Source organism: Sedimentibacter sp. B4 (assembly GCF_000309315.1).
GTDB classification, from domain to species: domain Bacteria; phylum Bacillota; class Clostridia; order Tissierellales; family Sedimentibacteraceae; genus Sedimentibacter; species Sedimentibacter saalensis.
This window is the reverse complement of the sequence record NZ_CANG01000931.1, coordinates 44258-56719: the sequence shown is the minus strand read 5'-3', so window position 1 is coordinate 56719 and position 12462 is coordinate 44258. Positions and strand designations below refer to the sequence as shown.

Annotated in this window: 13 protein-coding genes; all 13 read left to right on the top strand. The window is 37.3% G+C overall.

The features are described from left to right. Positions 1-4 precede the first annotated feature (4 nt). The 13 genes from rplQ to rpsI all read left to right on the top strand — a co-directional run bounded on the left by rplQ (position 5) and on the right by rpsI (position 12414). Positions 5-346: a 50S ribosomal protein L17 gene (gene rplQ / locus BN358_RS16145; protein WP_019229572.1), complete on the top strand. Its 342-nt coding sequence runs from the start codon at positions 5-7 to the stop codon at positions 344-346. A 180-nt stretch (positions 347-526) separates the two neighbouring features. Continuing rightward, positions 527-1666 carry an aromatic amino acid transport family protein gene (locus BN358_RS16140; RefSeq protein ID WP_019229571.1) on the top strand — a complete coding sequence of 380 codons (1140 nt, stop codon included), beginning with the start codon at positions 527-529 and terminating at the stop codon, positions 1664-1666. An 18-nt stretch (positions 1667-1684) separates the two neighbouring features. Then, entirely contained in the window at positions 1685-3028 is a 1344-nt protein-coding gene (locus BN358_RS16135) for a B12-binding domain-containing radical SAM protein (protein ID WP_019229570.1), read from the top strand. Positions 3029-3037: 9 nt separating this feature from the next. Continuing rightward, the gene (locus BN358_RS16130) at positions 3038-4342 is read left to right on the top strand and encodes a radical SAM protein (RefSeq protein WP_019229569.1); all 1305 of its coding nucleotides are present in this window, start codon (positions 3038-3040) and stop codon (positions 4340-4342) included. Then, positions 4323-5666, top strand: a complete 1344-nt coding sequence (locus tag BN358_RS16125; protein WP_019229568.1) for a radical SAM protein — start codon at positions 4323-4325, stop codon at positions 5664-5666. The genes BN358_RS16130 and BN358_RS16125 overlap by 20 nt, the downstream gene beginning before the upstream one ends. Further along, entirely contained in the window at positions 5663-7006 is a 1344-nt protein-coding gene (locus tag BN358_RS16120) for a radical SAM protein (RefSeq protein ID WP_019229567.1), read from the top strand. The genes BN358_RS16125 and BN358_RS16120 overlap by 4 nt, the downstream gene beginning before the upstream one ends. Next, a complete protein-coding gene (locus BN358_RS16115) occupies positions 7003-8061 on the top strand; it encodes a hypothetical protein (protein WP_019229566.1) in 1059 nt (352 codons plus the stop codon). The genes BN358_RS16120 and BN358_RS16115 overlap by 4 nt, the downstream gene beginning before the upstream one ends. A gap of 132 nt (positions 8062-8193) precedes the next feature. Beyond that, positions 8194-9021, top strand: coding sequence for an energy-coupling factor transporter ATPase (locus BN358_RS16110; protein WP_019229565.1), 828 nt, complete (start codon positions 8194-8196; stop codon positions 9019-9021). Next, entirely contained in the window at positions 9012-9872 is an 861-nt protein-coding gene (locus BN358_RS16105) for an energy-coupling factor transporter ATPase (RefSeq protein WP_019229564.1), read from the top strand. The genes BN358_RS16110 and BN358_RS16105 overlap by 10 nt, the downstream gene beginning before the upstream one ends. Next, positions 9865-10662: an energy-coupling factor transporter transmembrane protein EcfT gene (locus tag BN358_RS16100; protein ID WP_019229563.1), complete on the top strand. Its 798-nt coding sequence runs from the start codon at positions 9865-9867 to the stop codon at positions 10660-10662. Before BN358_RS16105 ends, BN358_RS16100 begins: the two co-directional genes overlap by 8 nt. Continuing rightward, the gene (truA, locus tag BN358_RS16095; protein ID WP_019229562.1) at positions 10656-11405 is read left to right on the top strand and encodes a tRNA pseudouridine(38-40) synthase TruA; all 750 of its coding nucleotides are present in this window, start codon (positions 10656-10658) and stop codon (positions 11403-11405) included. The genes BN358_RS16100 and truA overlap by 7 nt, the downstream gene beginning before the upstream one ends. A 170-nt stretch (positions 11406-11575) precedes the next feature. Next, positions 11576-12004: a 50S ribosomal protein L13 gene (gene rplM, locus BN358_RS16090; protein ID WP_019229561.1), complete on the top strand. Its 429-nt coding sequence runs from the start codon at positions 11576-11578 to the stop codon at positions 12002-12004. A 20-nt stretch (positions 12005-12024) separates the two neighbouring features. Then, a complete protein-coding gene (gene rpsI / locus BN358_RS16085) occupies positions 12025-12414 on the top strand; it encodes a 30S ribosomal protein S9 (protein WP_019229560.1) in 390 nt (129 codons plus the stop codon). The last annotated feature ends 48 nt before the right edge of the window (positions 12415-12462 follow it).

Genomic DNA, 12462 nt, shown 5'->3' with positions numbered 1-12462 from the left:
AAGCATGGGTAGTCACAGAAAGCTTGGTATCAAGTCTGACCACAGAGTAGCAATGTTAAGAAACATGACTGCTGACTTAATTAACAATGGCAGAATGGTTACAACAGTAACTAGAGCCAAAGAATTAAGAAGAGTTGCAGAAAGAACTATTACTCTTGGTAAAAGAGGAGATCTACATGCAAGACGTCAAGCAGCAGCTTATTTATATGATAAAAATGCAGTAAGTAAGCTATTTGAAGAAGTTGCTCCTAAATACAAGGATAGAAACGGTGGATACACTAGAATTCTAAAATTGGGACCACGCAGAGGCGATGGAGCAGAAATGGCAATAATTGAATTAGTATAATTCAATTAGCAATATAGTTGACTTAATCCCGCAGGTGCATACCTGCGGGATTTTAGTATGCGCGAATTCGACAAATTTTTTACCTTTAAATTAAAGAATTTTGAAATTCATGTTTATAAAGCTTGTTTCAACATACCCTTATTGGGTAAAATAACGTTAACATTGTGTTGAGGAGAACTTATGGATAGTAAAAAAATATCTGCATGGGAAGCTGCAATGCTTATTGCAGGAAGCGGTCTTGGAACCGGAATTCTTGCCATTCCCTACGCTGCTTCAAGGACAGGCTTGTTTGGAATAGTATTCTCAGTAGCTGCTGCATTTGCTGCAAGTGCACTCATGCATCTGCTGGTTGCAGATCTTGTTTTGAATTCTAAAAATTCTACGCAGCTCATGGGAATTTTCAAGGAGCACTTGTTTAAAGGAAAAAATGAAAGACTGTATTCGACTTTGTTTTTTGCAGTGCTTGCAGTGGTGCTTCTTTTCAACCTTGCAATATATATTTTGGTTGCTGCAGAAGTATTAACTGAATCTTTTGGTATTGCTCCTTCAGTTTCAAAAATAATATTTTACGGCGTCAGTTCTTTAATAGTTGTTGCAGGAATAAAAATAATAGGTGTCAGTGAAAAGTATTCCATGATTATAATTGGTGGTGTGGTATTGTTTTTAACTGTCAAGTCCGTGAACCATTCTGTAAGGAATATGGAACTAACTTTTGGAAGCTATAGGGGAGCACTTGCATTGTACGGACTGGTGATGTTTTCATTTTCTGCATTGTTTTCCATTCCTCAGGCTGCAAACAACATTGAAAATAAAAATAAGTTAAAGACTGCAATAATCGCAGGGATTGCAATTAATGCAGCCATAACTCTCTTTTTTACATTTTCTGTAATAAAAGCTTCAGATACTGTAACTCAGGTTGCCACCATAGGGCTTAGCAGCTCTCTAGGAAATGTGACAAAGGTAGTGTGTGCTTTGTTTGTTGTTTTGGCAATGTTCACTTCATATTTGTCCATAGCCCTGGCTCAGATTGACATAATCTGCACTGAGATTAAAGTGAAAAGGAATGGTGCCTTCATGGGGGCCACGGTTCCTTCTCTTTTGGCGGCACTGTTTCTTCCCATTAGTTTCATATCAATGATTCAGGTGGTTGGGGGCATAGTTGCAGTCATAACGTCACTGCTTGTCATACCCGGTTACATAAAAGCCACAGAACATTCAAGGGGAAATCTTATGCTTGGAAGACTGGGAAAAAACAAGTTATTGCTGAGCATAGTGTTGGTATCATATATTTTAATGGCAGTTTCTTCGTTTATAAACTAAAGTCAAAGGAAGGATAAAATGAAAATAGCACTGTTAGCTCCAGCTGGTGCAATGCACCGCTACAACGGAATGTTTCATAAAAATCTTCACTATGCGCCCATAACCCTGGCTCTACTTGCAGCACTTGTTCCTGAAGAACTGGGCGCTGATGTAAAAATTTATGATGAAACGGCTGAAAAAATTCCTCTTGATATTAATGTTGACATAGTTGCAATTACCTGCATTACAGGAACTGCTTCAAGGTGCTACAGGTATGCCGACTATTTCAGAAAAAGAGGCATAAAGGTAATTTTAGGAGGAGTTCATCCTTCTCTTAAGCCCTATGAAGCAATGGAACATGCTGATTCAGTTGTTGTGGGACTGGGAGAAAACAATTTTCCGAGAGCATTAAGAGATTTCCGGGATGATTGCATGCAGAGACTGTATTTTCAAGGAGAAAACACCACTGTTGAAAATCGTCCTCTACCCCGCAAAGACCTTTTAAAAGAAGATAAATACATTACATTGAACACTGTAGAGGCAATACGTGGATGCAACTTAAACTGCACATTCTGCGCCTATCCTAAGGCTTTTGGAAATAAGCTCTACAAGAGGACAGTACAAAATATAATAGATGAAATAAAAACTCTTAAGGGCAGGTTTGTTGTCTTTCCTGATGTTAATTTAATAGCAGACACTACATTTGCAAAGGAGCTTTTTAGGGAAATAATACCTCTTAAAAAGTGGTGGTTCGGTCTGACAACTTCAGCAATAGGAGCTGACGATGAACTCATTGAGCTGTTTGAAAAAAGCGGCTGCAAGGGACTCCTCATAGGATTTGAGTCTGTAAATCAGGAAACCCAGAATAGCATGAGAAAAGGCGTCAACAAAGTTTATGAATACCAGCTTCTCATGGATAAATTACACTCTCACGGCATAATGGTAATGGGATGCTTTGCCTTTGGAAGCGACGATGATGAAATAGACGTATTTTTAAGAACTGTAAATTTGTGTCTGGAAGCAAAAATAGATTTGCCAAGGTTTTCTGTTATTACTCCATTTCCTGGAACAGATTATTACAGGCAGCTTGAAAGGGAAGACAGAATAATTGAAACGGACTGGTCCATGTACGACGTGGAGCATGTTGTTTACAGACCAAAGAATATGACTGTAAATGAACTTGAAGAAGGAATCAAATTAGCTTGGAAGGAATCTTATTCAGTTAAAAATATAATAAAGCGCATAGACATAAAAAATTTATGGAAAATCAATATTTTATATGGCATTTATTTCGGCCTGAATTTCGGATATAAAAAATATGCTGAATCTTTTGAAGTGTACGGCAAATCTGTTATGGCTGACAATTCTGATATTCCAGATTAAAGGAGCAATATGAACATAGCATTTATAAGACCCGGCATGTTCGGGAATAAGTCAAGGGATGCAATGATGCCCCTTGTTTTTGCAATAATAAAGCCTCTTACAAAGGCACCCATAGAATTTTATGATGAAAAAATAGAAAAATTGCCAGAAAATCTTGATGCTCAAGTTGTGGCCATGACTGTGGACACATTTTCCGCCAGACGGGCTTATTTTCTTGCACAAAAGTACAAAAAAGAAAATAAAATTGTAATCATGGGAGGATTTCATCCGACCATGGTTCCCGATGAATGCCTACATTATGCAGATGCTGTTGTAGTGGGAGAAGCAGAAGACACATGGCCCATGATTGTTGAAGACCTTAAGAAAAACTCCATAAAGAAAAAATATATAAGCAAAAACAATTCGGATTTGTACCAAGTGAAATATGACTACACGGTTTTTAACGGAAAATATTACAACAACATTGCATTGGTGCAGTTTGGCCGGGGATGCAGGTATAGCTGTGATTTCTGTTCCATAAACGCTTTTTATAAAGGAAGTGTGCGCACAAGAAATGTTGAAAATGTAGCAATTGACATTAAAAAAATTAAGGAAAAATATATTTTCTTCGTAGACGACAACATTTTTGCAGACAGGGAAAAAGCTGTAAATCTTTTCATGGCCATGAAGAAACTCAGAAAGAAATGGGCATGCCAAATATCAATGGACATAGCAGAAAACGCCGAAATTTTGAAAATCATGAAACATAGCGGCTGTATGATGGTTCTCATTGGTTTTGAATCTTTAAATGAAGAAAACTTGAAAAAGATGAACAAGAAGGCAAACATGAGATTTGATTATGAAAAAGCTTTGAAGAATATTTATGGTGCAGGACTCATGGTTTACGGCACATTTGTAATAGGCTATGGGGAAGACACAGTGGATTCTGCACAGGAGATAGTGGATTTTACTGTACATCATAAATTTGCAATTGCAAATTTCAATCCTATCATGGCAATGCCGGGTACTGCCCTATATGAGAGGCTTAAGTGGGAGAACAGGCTTACTGCCGACACGTGGTGGCTTGAAAAAAACTACAGGTACGGAGATTCAATGATTGTTCCTGAAAACATGACTGGCATACAACTTTCAGAAAGCTGCAGAGATGCACGTTATTCATTTTATTCCTTGGGAAATATTTTTAAAAGAATGATGAGTCGAAGCAATTTAAAAAATGTGCATGTCTATTTGATTACCAATCTGGTATCCAGATTTGAAATAATGTTCAAACAGGGAAGGAAACTTGGTGGCAGAGATGAAAATTACGCTGATTAAACCAAACATAGGAAGAAGAGGCCACAGTCTGTATGTGGATGAAAGCAGGATGGAGCCCCTGCAGCTTGGAATACTTGCTGCACTCACCCCACCTGACATAGAAGTTGTAATGTACGATGACAGGGCAGAAGTTATTCCCTATGATGAAGAAACAGACCTTGTATGTATAACTGTTGAAACATTCACTGCAAGAAGATCCTATGAAATAAGCCGTCAGTTCATGGACAAGGGAGTCAAAGTACTCATGGGAGGAATGCATGCCATGCTTATTCCTTCTGAGGTTAAGGAACATGCAACAAGCGTAATGATTGGAGATGCAGAAGACAAGTGGCCGGAAATGATAGAGGATCTGCGTAATGGATGTTTAAAGGATGAATATGTCTGCAGTGAAGTTACTGTTCCTCAAAAAGGAATAATCGCAAGAAGGGATATTTTCAAGGGAAAAAACTATCTTCCCATTACACTTTTGCAGTTTAGCAGGGGATGCAGGAATTCATGCAGCTTTTGTGCTTCAAGCGTATATTTCAAACACCACCATTACTGCAGGGATGTTTCTGAAGTAATTGAAGAAATCAAAAGCCAGGAAAGGAAGGTGTTGTTTTTTGTTGACGACAACATTGTTGGCAACAAGGAAAAAGCCAAGGAACTGTTTCAAGCTATCATACCTCTGAAAATTAAATGGGTAAGTCAGGCAAGCCTTGATATGCTTGAAGATAAAGATCTTATGGACCTTATGGTAAAAAGCGGCTGTATGGGTCTTGTGGTAGGCTTTGAATCAATAAAGACTGAAAGCATAGAAGCCATGAAAAAGGGAATCAACAAAAGTTATGCAGACAATGAGTACAAAGAAGCAATCATATTGCTTAAATCATATGGACTTCAGATATGGGCTGCCTTCACTCTGGGCCATGACACAGACACACTTGATTCAATCAAAGAAACATACAATTTTGCCCTTAAAAATAAATTTTCCTTTTCTGCATACAACATTTTGATGCCATATCCGGGAACTCCTCTTTACAATGAACTTTTAAGTAAAGAAAGACTTCTTTATGACGGTAAGTGGTGGCTCCATCATGATTACAGGTTCAACTATGCATCGTTTATTCCAAAGAACATGTCGGCTATTGAGCTTACGGAAATATCATTCTGGTGCAGGAAAAATTACAATTCTGTGAGTTCCATAATTTACAGGGCATTTGATTTTAAAACAAACATGCGAAATCCTTACAAGCTTTTGACATACATGTTATACAACCCAATATTCAAAAAAGAAGTTTTCAGGAAACAAGGAATGAAATTTGGATTTAAGGACGGACAATGATGAAAATAACATTTGTTTTGCCTGGAATAGGCAGGAAGAAAAATGAAAAATATTTAAAGTCCTGGCTCATGGAACCATTGACCATTGCAGTTTTAAATAAGCTCACTCCAGAAATATATGAAAGAAATTTTTTTGACGACCGCATTGAAGAAATTGACTATGATTGTGAAACTCATGTGGTGGCAATAACAGTTGAAACGTATACGGCCAGAAGAGCGTATGAAATTGCAGATAGATTTAAACAAAGAGGAAAAATAGTTGTCATGGGAGGATACCATTCAACATTGGCAGAACATGAAGTTATTAAGCACGCCGACATAGTGGTCAAGGGGAATGCTGAAGAAGTGTGGGAAGAAGTGCTCAGGGACATTGAAAACAAAAATTTCCGCAATATATATGAAGGCAAAATGAGCATTGACTACGGGCTTCCGGACAGAAGCATTTATGCTGACAAACAAAATAAATACCTTCCAATTTCATTGGTTGAAATAGGAAGGGGTTGTCGCCACCTGTGTGAATTTTGCTCCATCCATTCATATTACAACGGAAATTATATGCACAGAAAAATAAGTGACATAGTGGAAGAAATTAAAATGTGCCGCAATAAAATTTACTTTTTTGTGGATGACAGCATTTTTTCAGACAGAGATTTTGCTAGAGAACTTTTTAAAGAAGTAGAAAAACTAAATATCATATGGGTGACTCAGGTCACTCTTGACATTGCCCGTGATGAAGAAATTCTTAATTTAATGAAAAAAAGCGGATGCGAAATGATTTTAATAGGGTTTGAATCAATTGATCCTAAAAACCTGGAGCAAATGAACAAGACATGGTCGGTTCGTCTTGGAGAAAGGGACGAGCTTGTTGATAAAATTCACAAATGCGGCATAAGCATCTATGCAAGTTTTGTATTTGGATTTGATCATGATGACGAGGAAAGCTTCATAAAAAATCTTGAATTTTGCAGACGCCATGAGTTTTTTGTAACCGCCTTCAATCATTTATTGGCTTTTCCGGGAACAAGAACATATGAACGATTTCTGGAGGAAGGAAGACTGTTTCATGAAAGCTGGTGGCTTGAAAAAGGATACACATTTGGCACAATCTCATTTATGCCGAAGCTTGTTTCTGACTTTGAGCTTAAAAATCTCTGCAGGAAGTACAAGAAAAAATACTATACATTCTTCTCCATATTAAAAAGAGGAATAACACTTTTAAGGCGCACAAAGAAGACTCTAATAAACATGGTGTACTGGTATCAGAACATTCTTTTTCATTTTGAAGTGGACAAGCGCTTTGGCATACCCATAGGCGAAAACATGGATGAGGATAACATATGATAAACAAGGTTGAAGAAGCCGTTAAAGAAGACGGCATTGAAATGCTTGAAATAATTGAATCAGAAACATCTAAGGGGGATATTGAACTTATTTACACCAGGAAGACAAATGCCTTTGAATCATACAAAAAAGAAAACAAGGATTCAAAGATTGCCATAATAAGGGACAAAAATGGAAAGATTGCTTTTCAGGCAGCCTGCATTCCCGGATGCTACTATGTTAACGGAAAAAAAGTATCTGCCGGATATGTAGGGGGAATAAGAAAAAGGAATGATTATAATGGCGTGATAAACTGGAAAGATGTAGTCCACTTTGTTGAAAAGCAGGATTTAGGTTTTTATCTTTGCTCATTTTTGTCCGGTAATGAAGCAGCAGAAAAAATGTTTTATAAAAAAAGAAGCTTTTTTCCAGAGCTCATGCCTCTATGCGACTACACAACATACATAATGAATCCCAAAATATTTACGAAAGTGTGTCCGGAAGGCTTAACATTCAGAAGTATAAAAAGTGATGACCTTTACAATGTCCATGAATTTTTAAGAATAGAAATGATAAAATATAATTTTTCAACGGTCATAAATAATATTACAGATTTTTACGGACTTAGTATTAATGATTGTTACGTCCTGGAAAAAAGAGGAGAAATACTTGCCTTCGGAGCGCTGTGGAACCAGAAAGGATTTAAGCAGTACATAGTTAAGGGATATTCAAAAACATTAAAAACAATTAGGAAATTTTCATTTGTTTCAAAATTTCTTGGGTACATAGAAATTCCTGAGGAAGGTAAAGAACTTGATTTTCCCATGCTTTCTTTTTTTTATTCAAAAGACGGAAACATGGAATACTACAGCTGCTTTTTAAACCAAATTGCCCGGATTATCAAAAAAAATTACAAAATGTTCGTCATAGGAATTTCCTCTGACGACCCGGCAGATTTGCTTTATAAAAAAATCAGGTCAATTAATTTCAAAAGCAAAATTTACTGTGCTGATTTCAAAGATGAATTAAATTTTGACCCTGCAACACCAAGACGCATTGAATGCGGATTGCTTTAGATTTCCTTAAATTTCAAACAATTTTACGTTAAGTTTGAATAACATGATTAAAATTACTGTTGTAAAATTATGTGATTGATGATATTATCTTAATGCGAAGTGACGCACAATTTAAATGAATACAGGTGTATGATGGACGATTACATAATTAAAATTGAAAATGTCAAGTTTAAATACAGCAAGGAAGATACGGACTACGCCGTTGACGGCTGCAGTCTGAATATTAAAAAAGGCGAGTTCACTGCTATAATCGGTCACAACGGTTCAGGCAAGTCAACTCTGGCAAAATTAATAAATTCCATACTTCTTCCTACAGAAGGAAAAATTTATGTAAAGGGAATGGACACAGCAGATGATTCCAAGCTCTGGGACATAAGACAGGCAGCCGGAATGGTTTTTCAGAATCCTGACAACCAGCTTGTTGCAACAATAGTTGAGGAAGACATCGCATTCGGACCTGAAAATCAAGGGGTTGAATCTTCTGAAATAAGAAGAAGGGTGGATGATGCCTTAAATGCTGTTGGAATGTATGAATACAGAAAAAGACCACCACATCTTTTATCTGGGGGACAAAAGCAGAGAATTGCCATAGCAGGTGTTCTTGCTCTTAATTCTGACTGCATAATACTGGATGAGCCAACAGCAATGCTTGACCCTTCAGGTAGGAAAGAAGTTATGGACACACTCAAAAAACTGGATGCCCAGGGTAAGACAATACTTCTCATAACTCATTACATGGATGAAGCCGTTCTTGCAGACAGGGTTGTTATTATGGACAAGGGAAATATAAAATTGGATGGTACCCCTAAAGACGTTTTTAAAAATATTGAAGCTATAAAAAAATTTGGACTTGATGTTCCACAAGTAACTGAGCTTGCACAGGAACTTGCCAAGGAAGGTCTTAATATACCACCTGATATAATAAACGTAAAGGATTTGGTGGATTTGTTATGTCAATAAAAGCAGAAAACATAAAATATATTTACAGCGAAGGAACACCTTTCAGGACTGTTGCTCTTGATGATATAAACCTGGAAATAAAAGAAGGGGACTTTCTGGGAGTAATAGGACACACCGGTTCCGGAAAATCCACGCTGATTCAGCTTTTAAACGGCCTGGAAAAACCATCTGACGGAAAAATAATTGTCAATGACACAGTTGTTGGGGAAGACAAGAAAAAGTTGAGCAAAATACGCCAGACTGTGGGTTTGGTTTTTCAGTATCCGGAATATCAGCTATTTGAAGAAACTGTTGCCAAGGATGTTGCCTTTGGTCCCATGAATTTAAACCTTTCCGAAGAAGAAACAGAAAAGAGAGTCAAGGAAGCCCTGGAGCTTGTAGGGTTTAACTATAAAAGCATAAAGGATGAATCACCGTTTGACCTTTCAGGAGGACAAAAAAGAAGAGTTGCCATTGCAGGTGTTCTTGCAATGAAACCTGATTACCTCATTCTTGATGAACCTACTGCAGGGCTTGATCCTGCAGGAAGAAATGAAATTTTCGAACAGATAAAGAAACTTCACAAAAAAGCAAATGTGACGGTTGTCCTTGTTTCTCACAGCATGGAAGACATTGCCAAGCTTGTAAACAGAGTAATAGTACTTTACAAGGGCAAAATACACATGCAGGGAACTCCAAAGGAAATTTATTCCCATTCTGAAGAACTTAAAAAAATCGGACTTGGAGTTCCTCAGGTAGCAGAAATCGTCAATGAACTTAGAAAACGAGGATTTAACATAAGGCCTGATATACTCACTGTTGAAGAAGCCAAGGAAGAAATACTCAAGGAAGTGAGGAGGAATTATGTTTAAAAATTTAACCATAGGACAGCATTATCCTGTCGAATCACCTGTTCACAATCTCGACCCAAGGGTTAAGATAATAATAACTCTGGCATTTTTGGTTTCATTGTTTTTGATTGACAGTTTTTCAACATATTTAATAGTTGTGGTGTTTCTTACAGCAGCCATTACAATATCAAAGGTTCCTGTAAAGTTTGTAATTAAGGGCTTAAGACCCATACTCATGATAATAATCATAACATTTGTTATTAATCTTCTAATGACACCAGGAAGAATAATTTTCCAGGCAGGATTTATCAAGATAACAGAGGAAGGTTTGAAACAGGCGGGTTTCATGGCCATAAGACTTACGCTTCTGATAATGGGAACATCGCTTCTTACACTTACAACATCGCCCATAATTCTGACTGATGGTATAGAAAGCCTCTTAAAGCCATTTAAAAGATTCGGACTTCCGGCTCATGAGCTTGCAATGATGATGACAATAGCACTTCGTTTCATTCCAACACTCATGGAGGAAACTGAAAAAATAATGAAGGCTCAGAAATCCAGAGGAGCCGATTTTGAAAGCGGAAACATTATGAGCAGGGCAAAAAATCTGGTGCCGCTATTGGTGCCGTTGTTTATAAGTGCATTCAGAAGGGCTGATGAACTGGCTATGGCAATGGAAGCAAGATGTTATAGAGGCGGAGAAAACAGAACACGCATGAGACAGCTTAAAATATCTAAGGGAGATTATGCTGCAACATTTATTTTTATTGTTTATTTTGCAGTTGTAATCGCATTGAAAATATGGTAAGAAACATTAAGTTAACAGTAGCCTATGACGGCACAAACTACAACGGATGGCAGACGCAGAAAAACGGCATCGGAATTCAGGAAGTTATAGAAAATGCTGCAGCCAGGGTAATGAAGCAGGAAATTGAACTGACTGGCTCCGGAAGGACTGACAGCGGGGTTCATGCTCTTGGGCAAGTAGCAAACTTCAAGGCTGATACAAGAATAGAAGAGCAAAAAATAAAAATTGCCCTTAATGCTAATTTGCCTCATGACATAAGCATTCTTGATAGTGTTGATGTTCCATTGGAATTTAATTCACGATTCGATGCTCACGACAAGACGTATATGTATCAGATATACAACAGCAGGGTAGGCAACCCATTTTACAGAAACTACTCAACGTTTGTTCCATCAATACTTGATGTGGACAAAATGGAGAAAGCTTTTAAACTGATAGTTGGCACTCATGACTTCAAAGCGTTCATGGCAGCCGGTTCACAGGCAAAGACAACTGTTAGGACAGTCTACAGCACAAGAATAGAAAAAGAAGGAAATCTCATCAGGCTTTATGTCACAGGAAGTGGATTTTTGTACAACATGGTGAGAATAATAGCAGGAACACTCATTGATGTGGGCAAGGGTCTAAAGGAAATATCATGTATAGAAAATGCCCTTGAAACAAAAGAAAGAGCCCTTCTGGGACAAACAGCAGCACCGGAAGGATTATTTTTGTTAAGTGTCAATTATAAAAAAGTATTATAGGAAAGAGAGCTTACCTATAATTAAAAAAAAGTCTTGACATTTAATTATAGGTAATATAAAATATCCTAGGTATGAAATGCAAAGAAAAACCGGTCCAATGCCCCGGAGTTAGGTTTTTTGAATAGATTGATATACAAATTTTAATATTGAAAATTACAGGAGGAAACAAGATGAAAAGCTTCTTGGCTAAACCTAATGAAGTTGAAAGGGCATGGTATGTTATAGATGCCGAAGGAAAAACTTTAGGTAGACTCGCAACTGAAGTTGCTAAACTTTTAAGAGGTAAACACAAAGCAATATATACACCAAGCGTTGATACAGGAGACTTTGTTATAGTAGTAAATGCTGAAAAAGTTGTATTGACAGGTAAAAAATTAGATCAGAAATTATACAGACACCACTCTCTATATCCAGGTGGATTGAAGGAAACTCCTTACAGAAACTTATTCCAGGATAAACCGACTCAACCTCTTTATCTTGCAGTAAAAGGAATGCTTCCAAAAAACAGCCTTGGAAGACAAATGTTGAAGAAACTTAAAGTATACGCTGGTCCAGAGCACAACAATCAAGCTCAGAAACCACAAGTATACGAGTTTTAATTAGGGAGGAGGACGATTAAATGAACGTACAATACAGAGGAACAGGCAGAAGAAAAAGCGCAATTGCTAGAGTAAGATTAGTTCCAGGAACTGGAAAAATCAATATAAACAAAAGAGACTTGGAAGATTACATCAAGTATGAAACTTTAAGAACTATCGTTAGAGAACCAATGGTGATCACTGACACATTAGGACAGTATGATGTATTGGTTAATGTTAAAGGCGGCGGATACACTGGCCAAGCCGGAGCAATCAGACACGGTATTTCAAGAGCACTTCTTCAGGTAGATGGAGAATTAAGACCAATACTTAAAAAAGCCGGATTCTTAACTAGAGATTCAAGAATGAAAGAAAGAAAGAAATACGGTTTGAAAAAAGCAAGAAGAGCTTCACAGTTCAGCAAGAGATAATAAAAATTATATACAATGGAGGTTCTGCATTGCAGAATCTCCAAGTGT

Excerpts from the sequence above, each read along its gene's own strand:
- rplQ (WP_019229572.1), top strand. The coding sequence starts at position 5 with ATGGGTAGTCACAGAAAGCTTGGTATCAAGTCTGACCACAGAGTAGCA.
- BN358_RS16140 (WP_019229571.1), top strand. The coding sequence starts at position 527 with ATGGATAGTAAAAAAATATCTGCATGGGAAGCTGCAATGCTTATTGCA.
- BN358_RS16135 (WP_019229570.1), top strand. The coding sequence starts at position 1,685 with ATGAAAATAGCACTGTTAGCTCCAGCTGGTGCAATGCACCGCTACAAC.
- BN358_RS16130 (WP_019229569.1), top strand. The coding sequence starts at position 3,038 with ATGAACATAGCATTTATAAGACCCGGCATGTTCGGGAATAAGTCAAGG.
- BN358_RS16125 (WP_019229568.1), top strand. The coding sequence starts at position 4,323 with ATGAAAATTACGCTGATTAAACCAAACATAGGAAGAAGAGGCCACAGT.
- BN358_RS16120 (WP_019229567.1), top strand. The coding sequence starts at position 5,663 with ATGATGAAAATAACATTTGTTTTGCCTGGAATAGGCAGGAAGAAAAAT.
- BN358_RS16115 (WP_019229566.1), top strand. The coding sequence starts at position 7,003 with ATGATAAACAAGGTTGAAGAAGCCGTTAAAGAAGACGGCATTGAAATG.
- BN358_RS16110 (WP_019229565.1), top strand. The coding sequence starts at position 8,194 with ATGGACGATTACATAATTAAAATTGAAAATGTCAAGTTTAAATACAGC.
- BN358_RS16105 (WP_019229564.1), top strand. The coding sequence starts at position 9,012 with ATGTCAATAAAAGCAGAAAACATAAAATATATTTACAGCGAAGGAACA.
- BN358_RS16100 (WP_019229563.1), top strand. The coding sequence starts at position 9,865 with ATGTTTAAAAATTTAACCATAGGACAGCATTATCCTGTCGAATCACCT.
- truA (WP_019229562.1), top strand. The coding sequence starts at position 10,656 with ATGGTAAGAAACATTAAGTTAACAGTAGCCTATGACGGCACAAACTAC.
- rplM (WP_019229561.1), top strand. The coding sequence starts at position 11,576 with ATGAAAAGCTTCTTGGCTAAACCTAATGAAGTTGAAAGGGCATGGTAT.
- rpsI (WP_019229560.1), top strand. The coding sequence starts at position 12,025 with ATGAACGTACAATACAGAGGAACAGGCAGAAGAAAAAGCGCAATTGCT.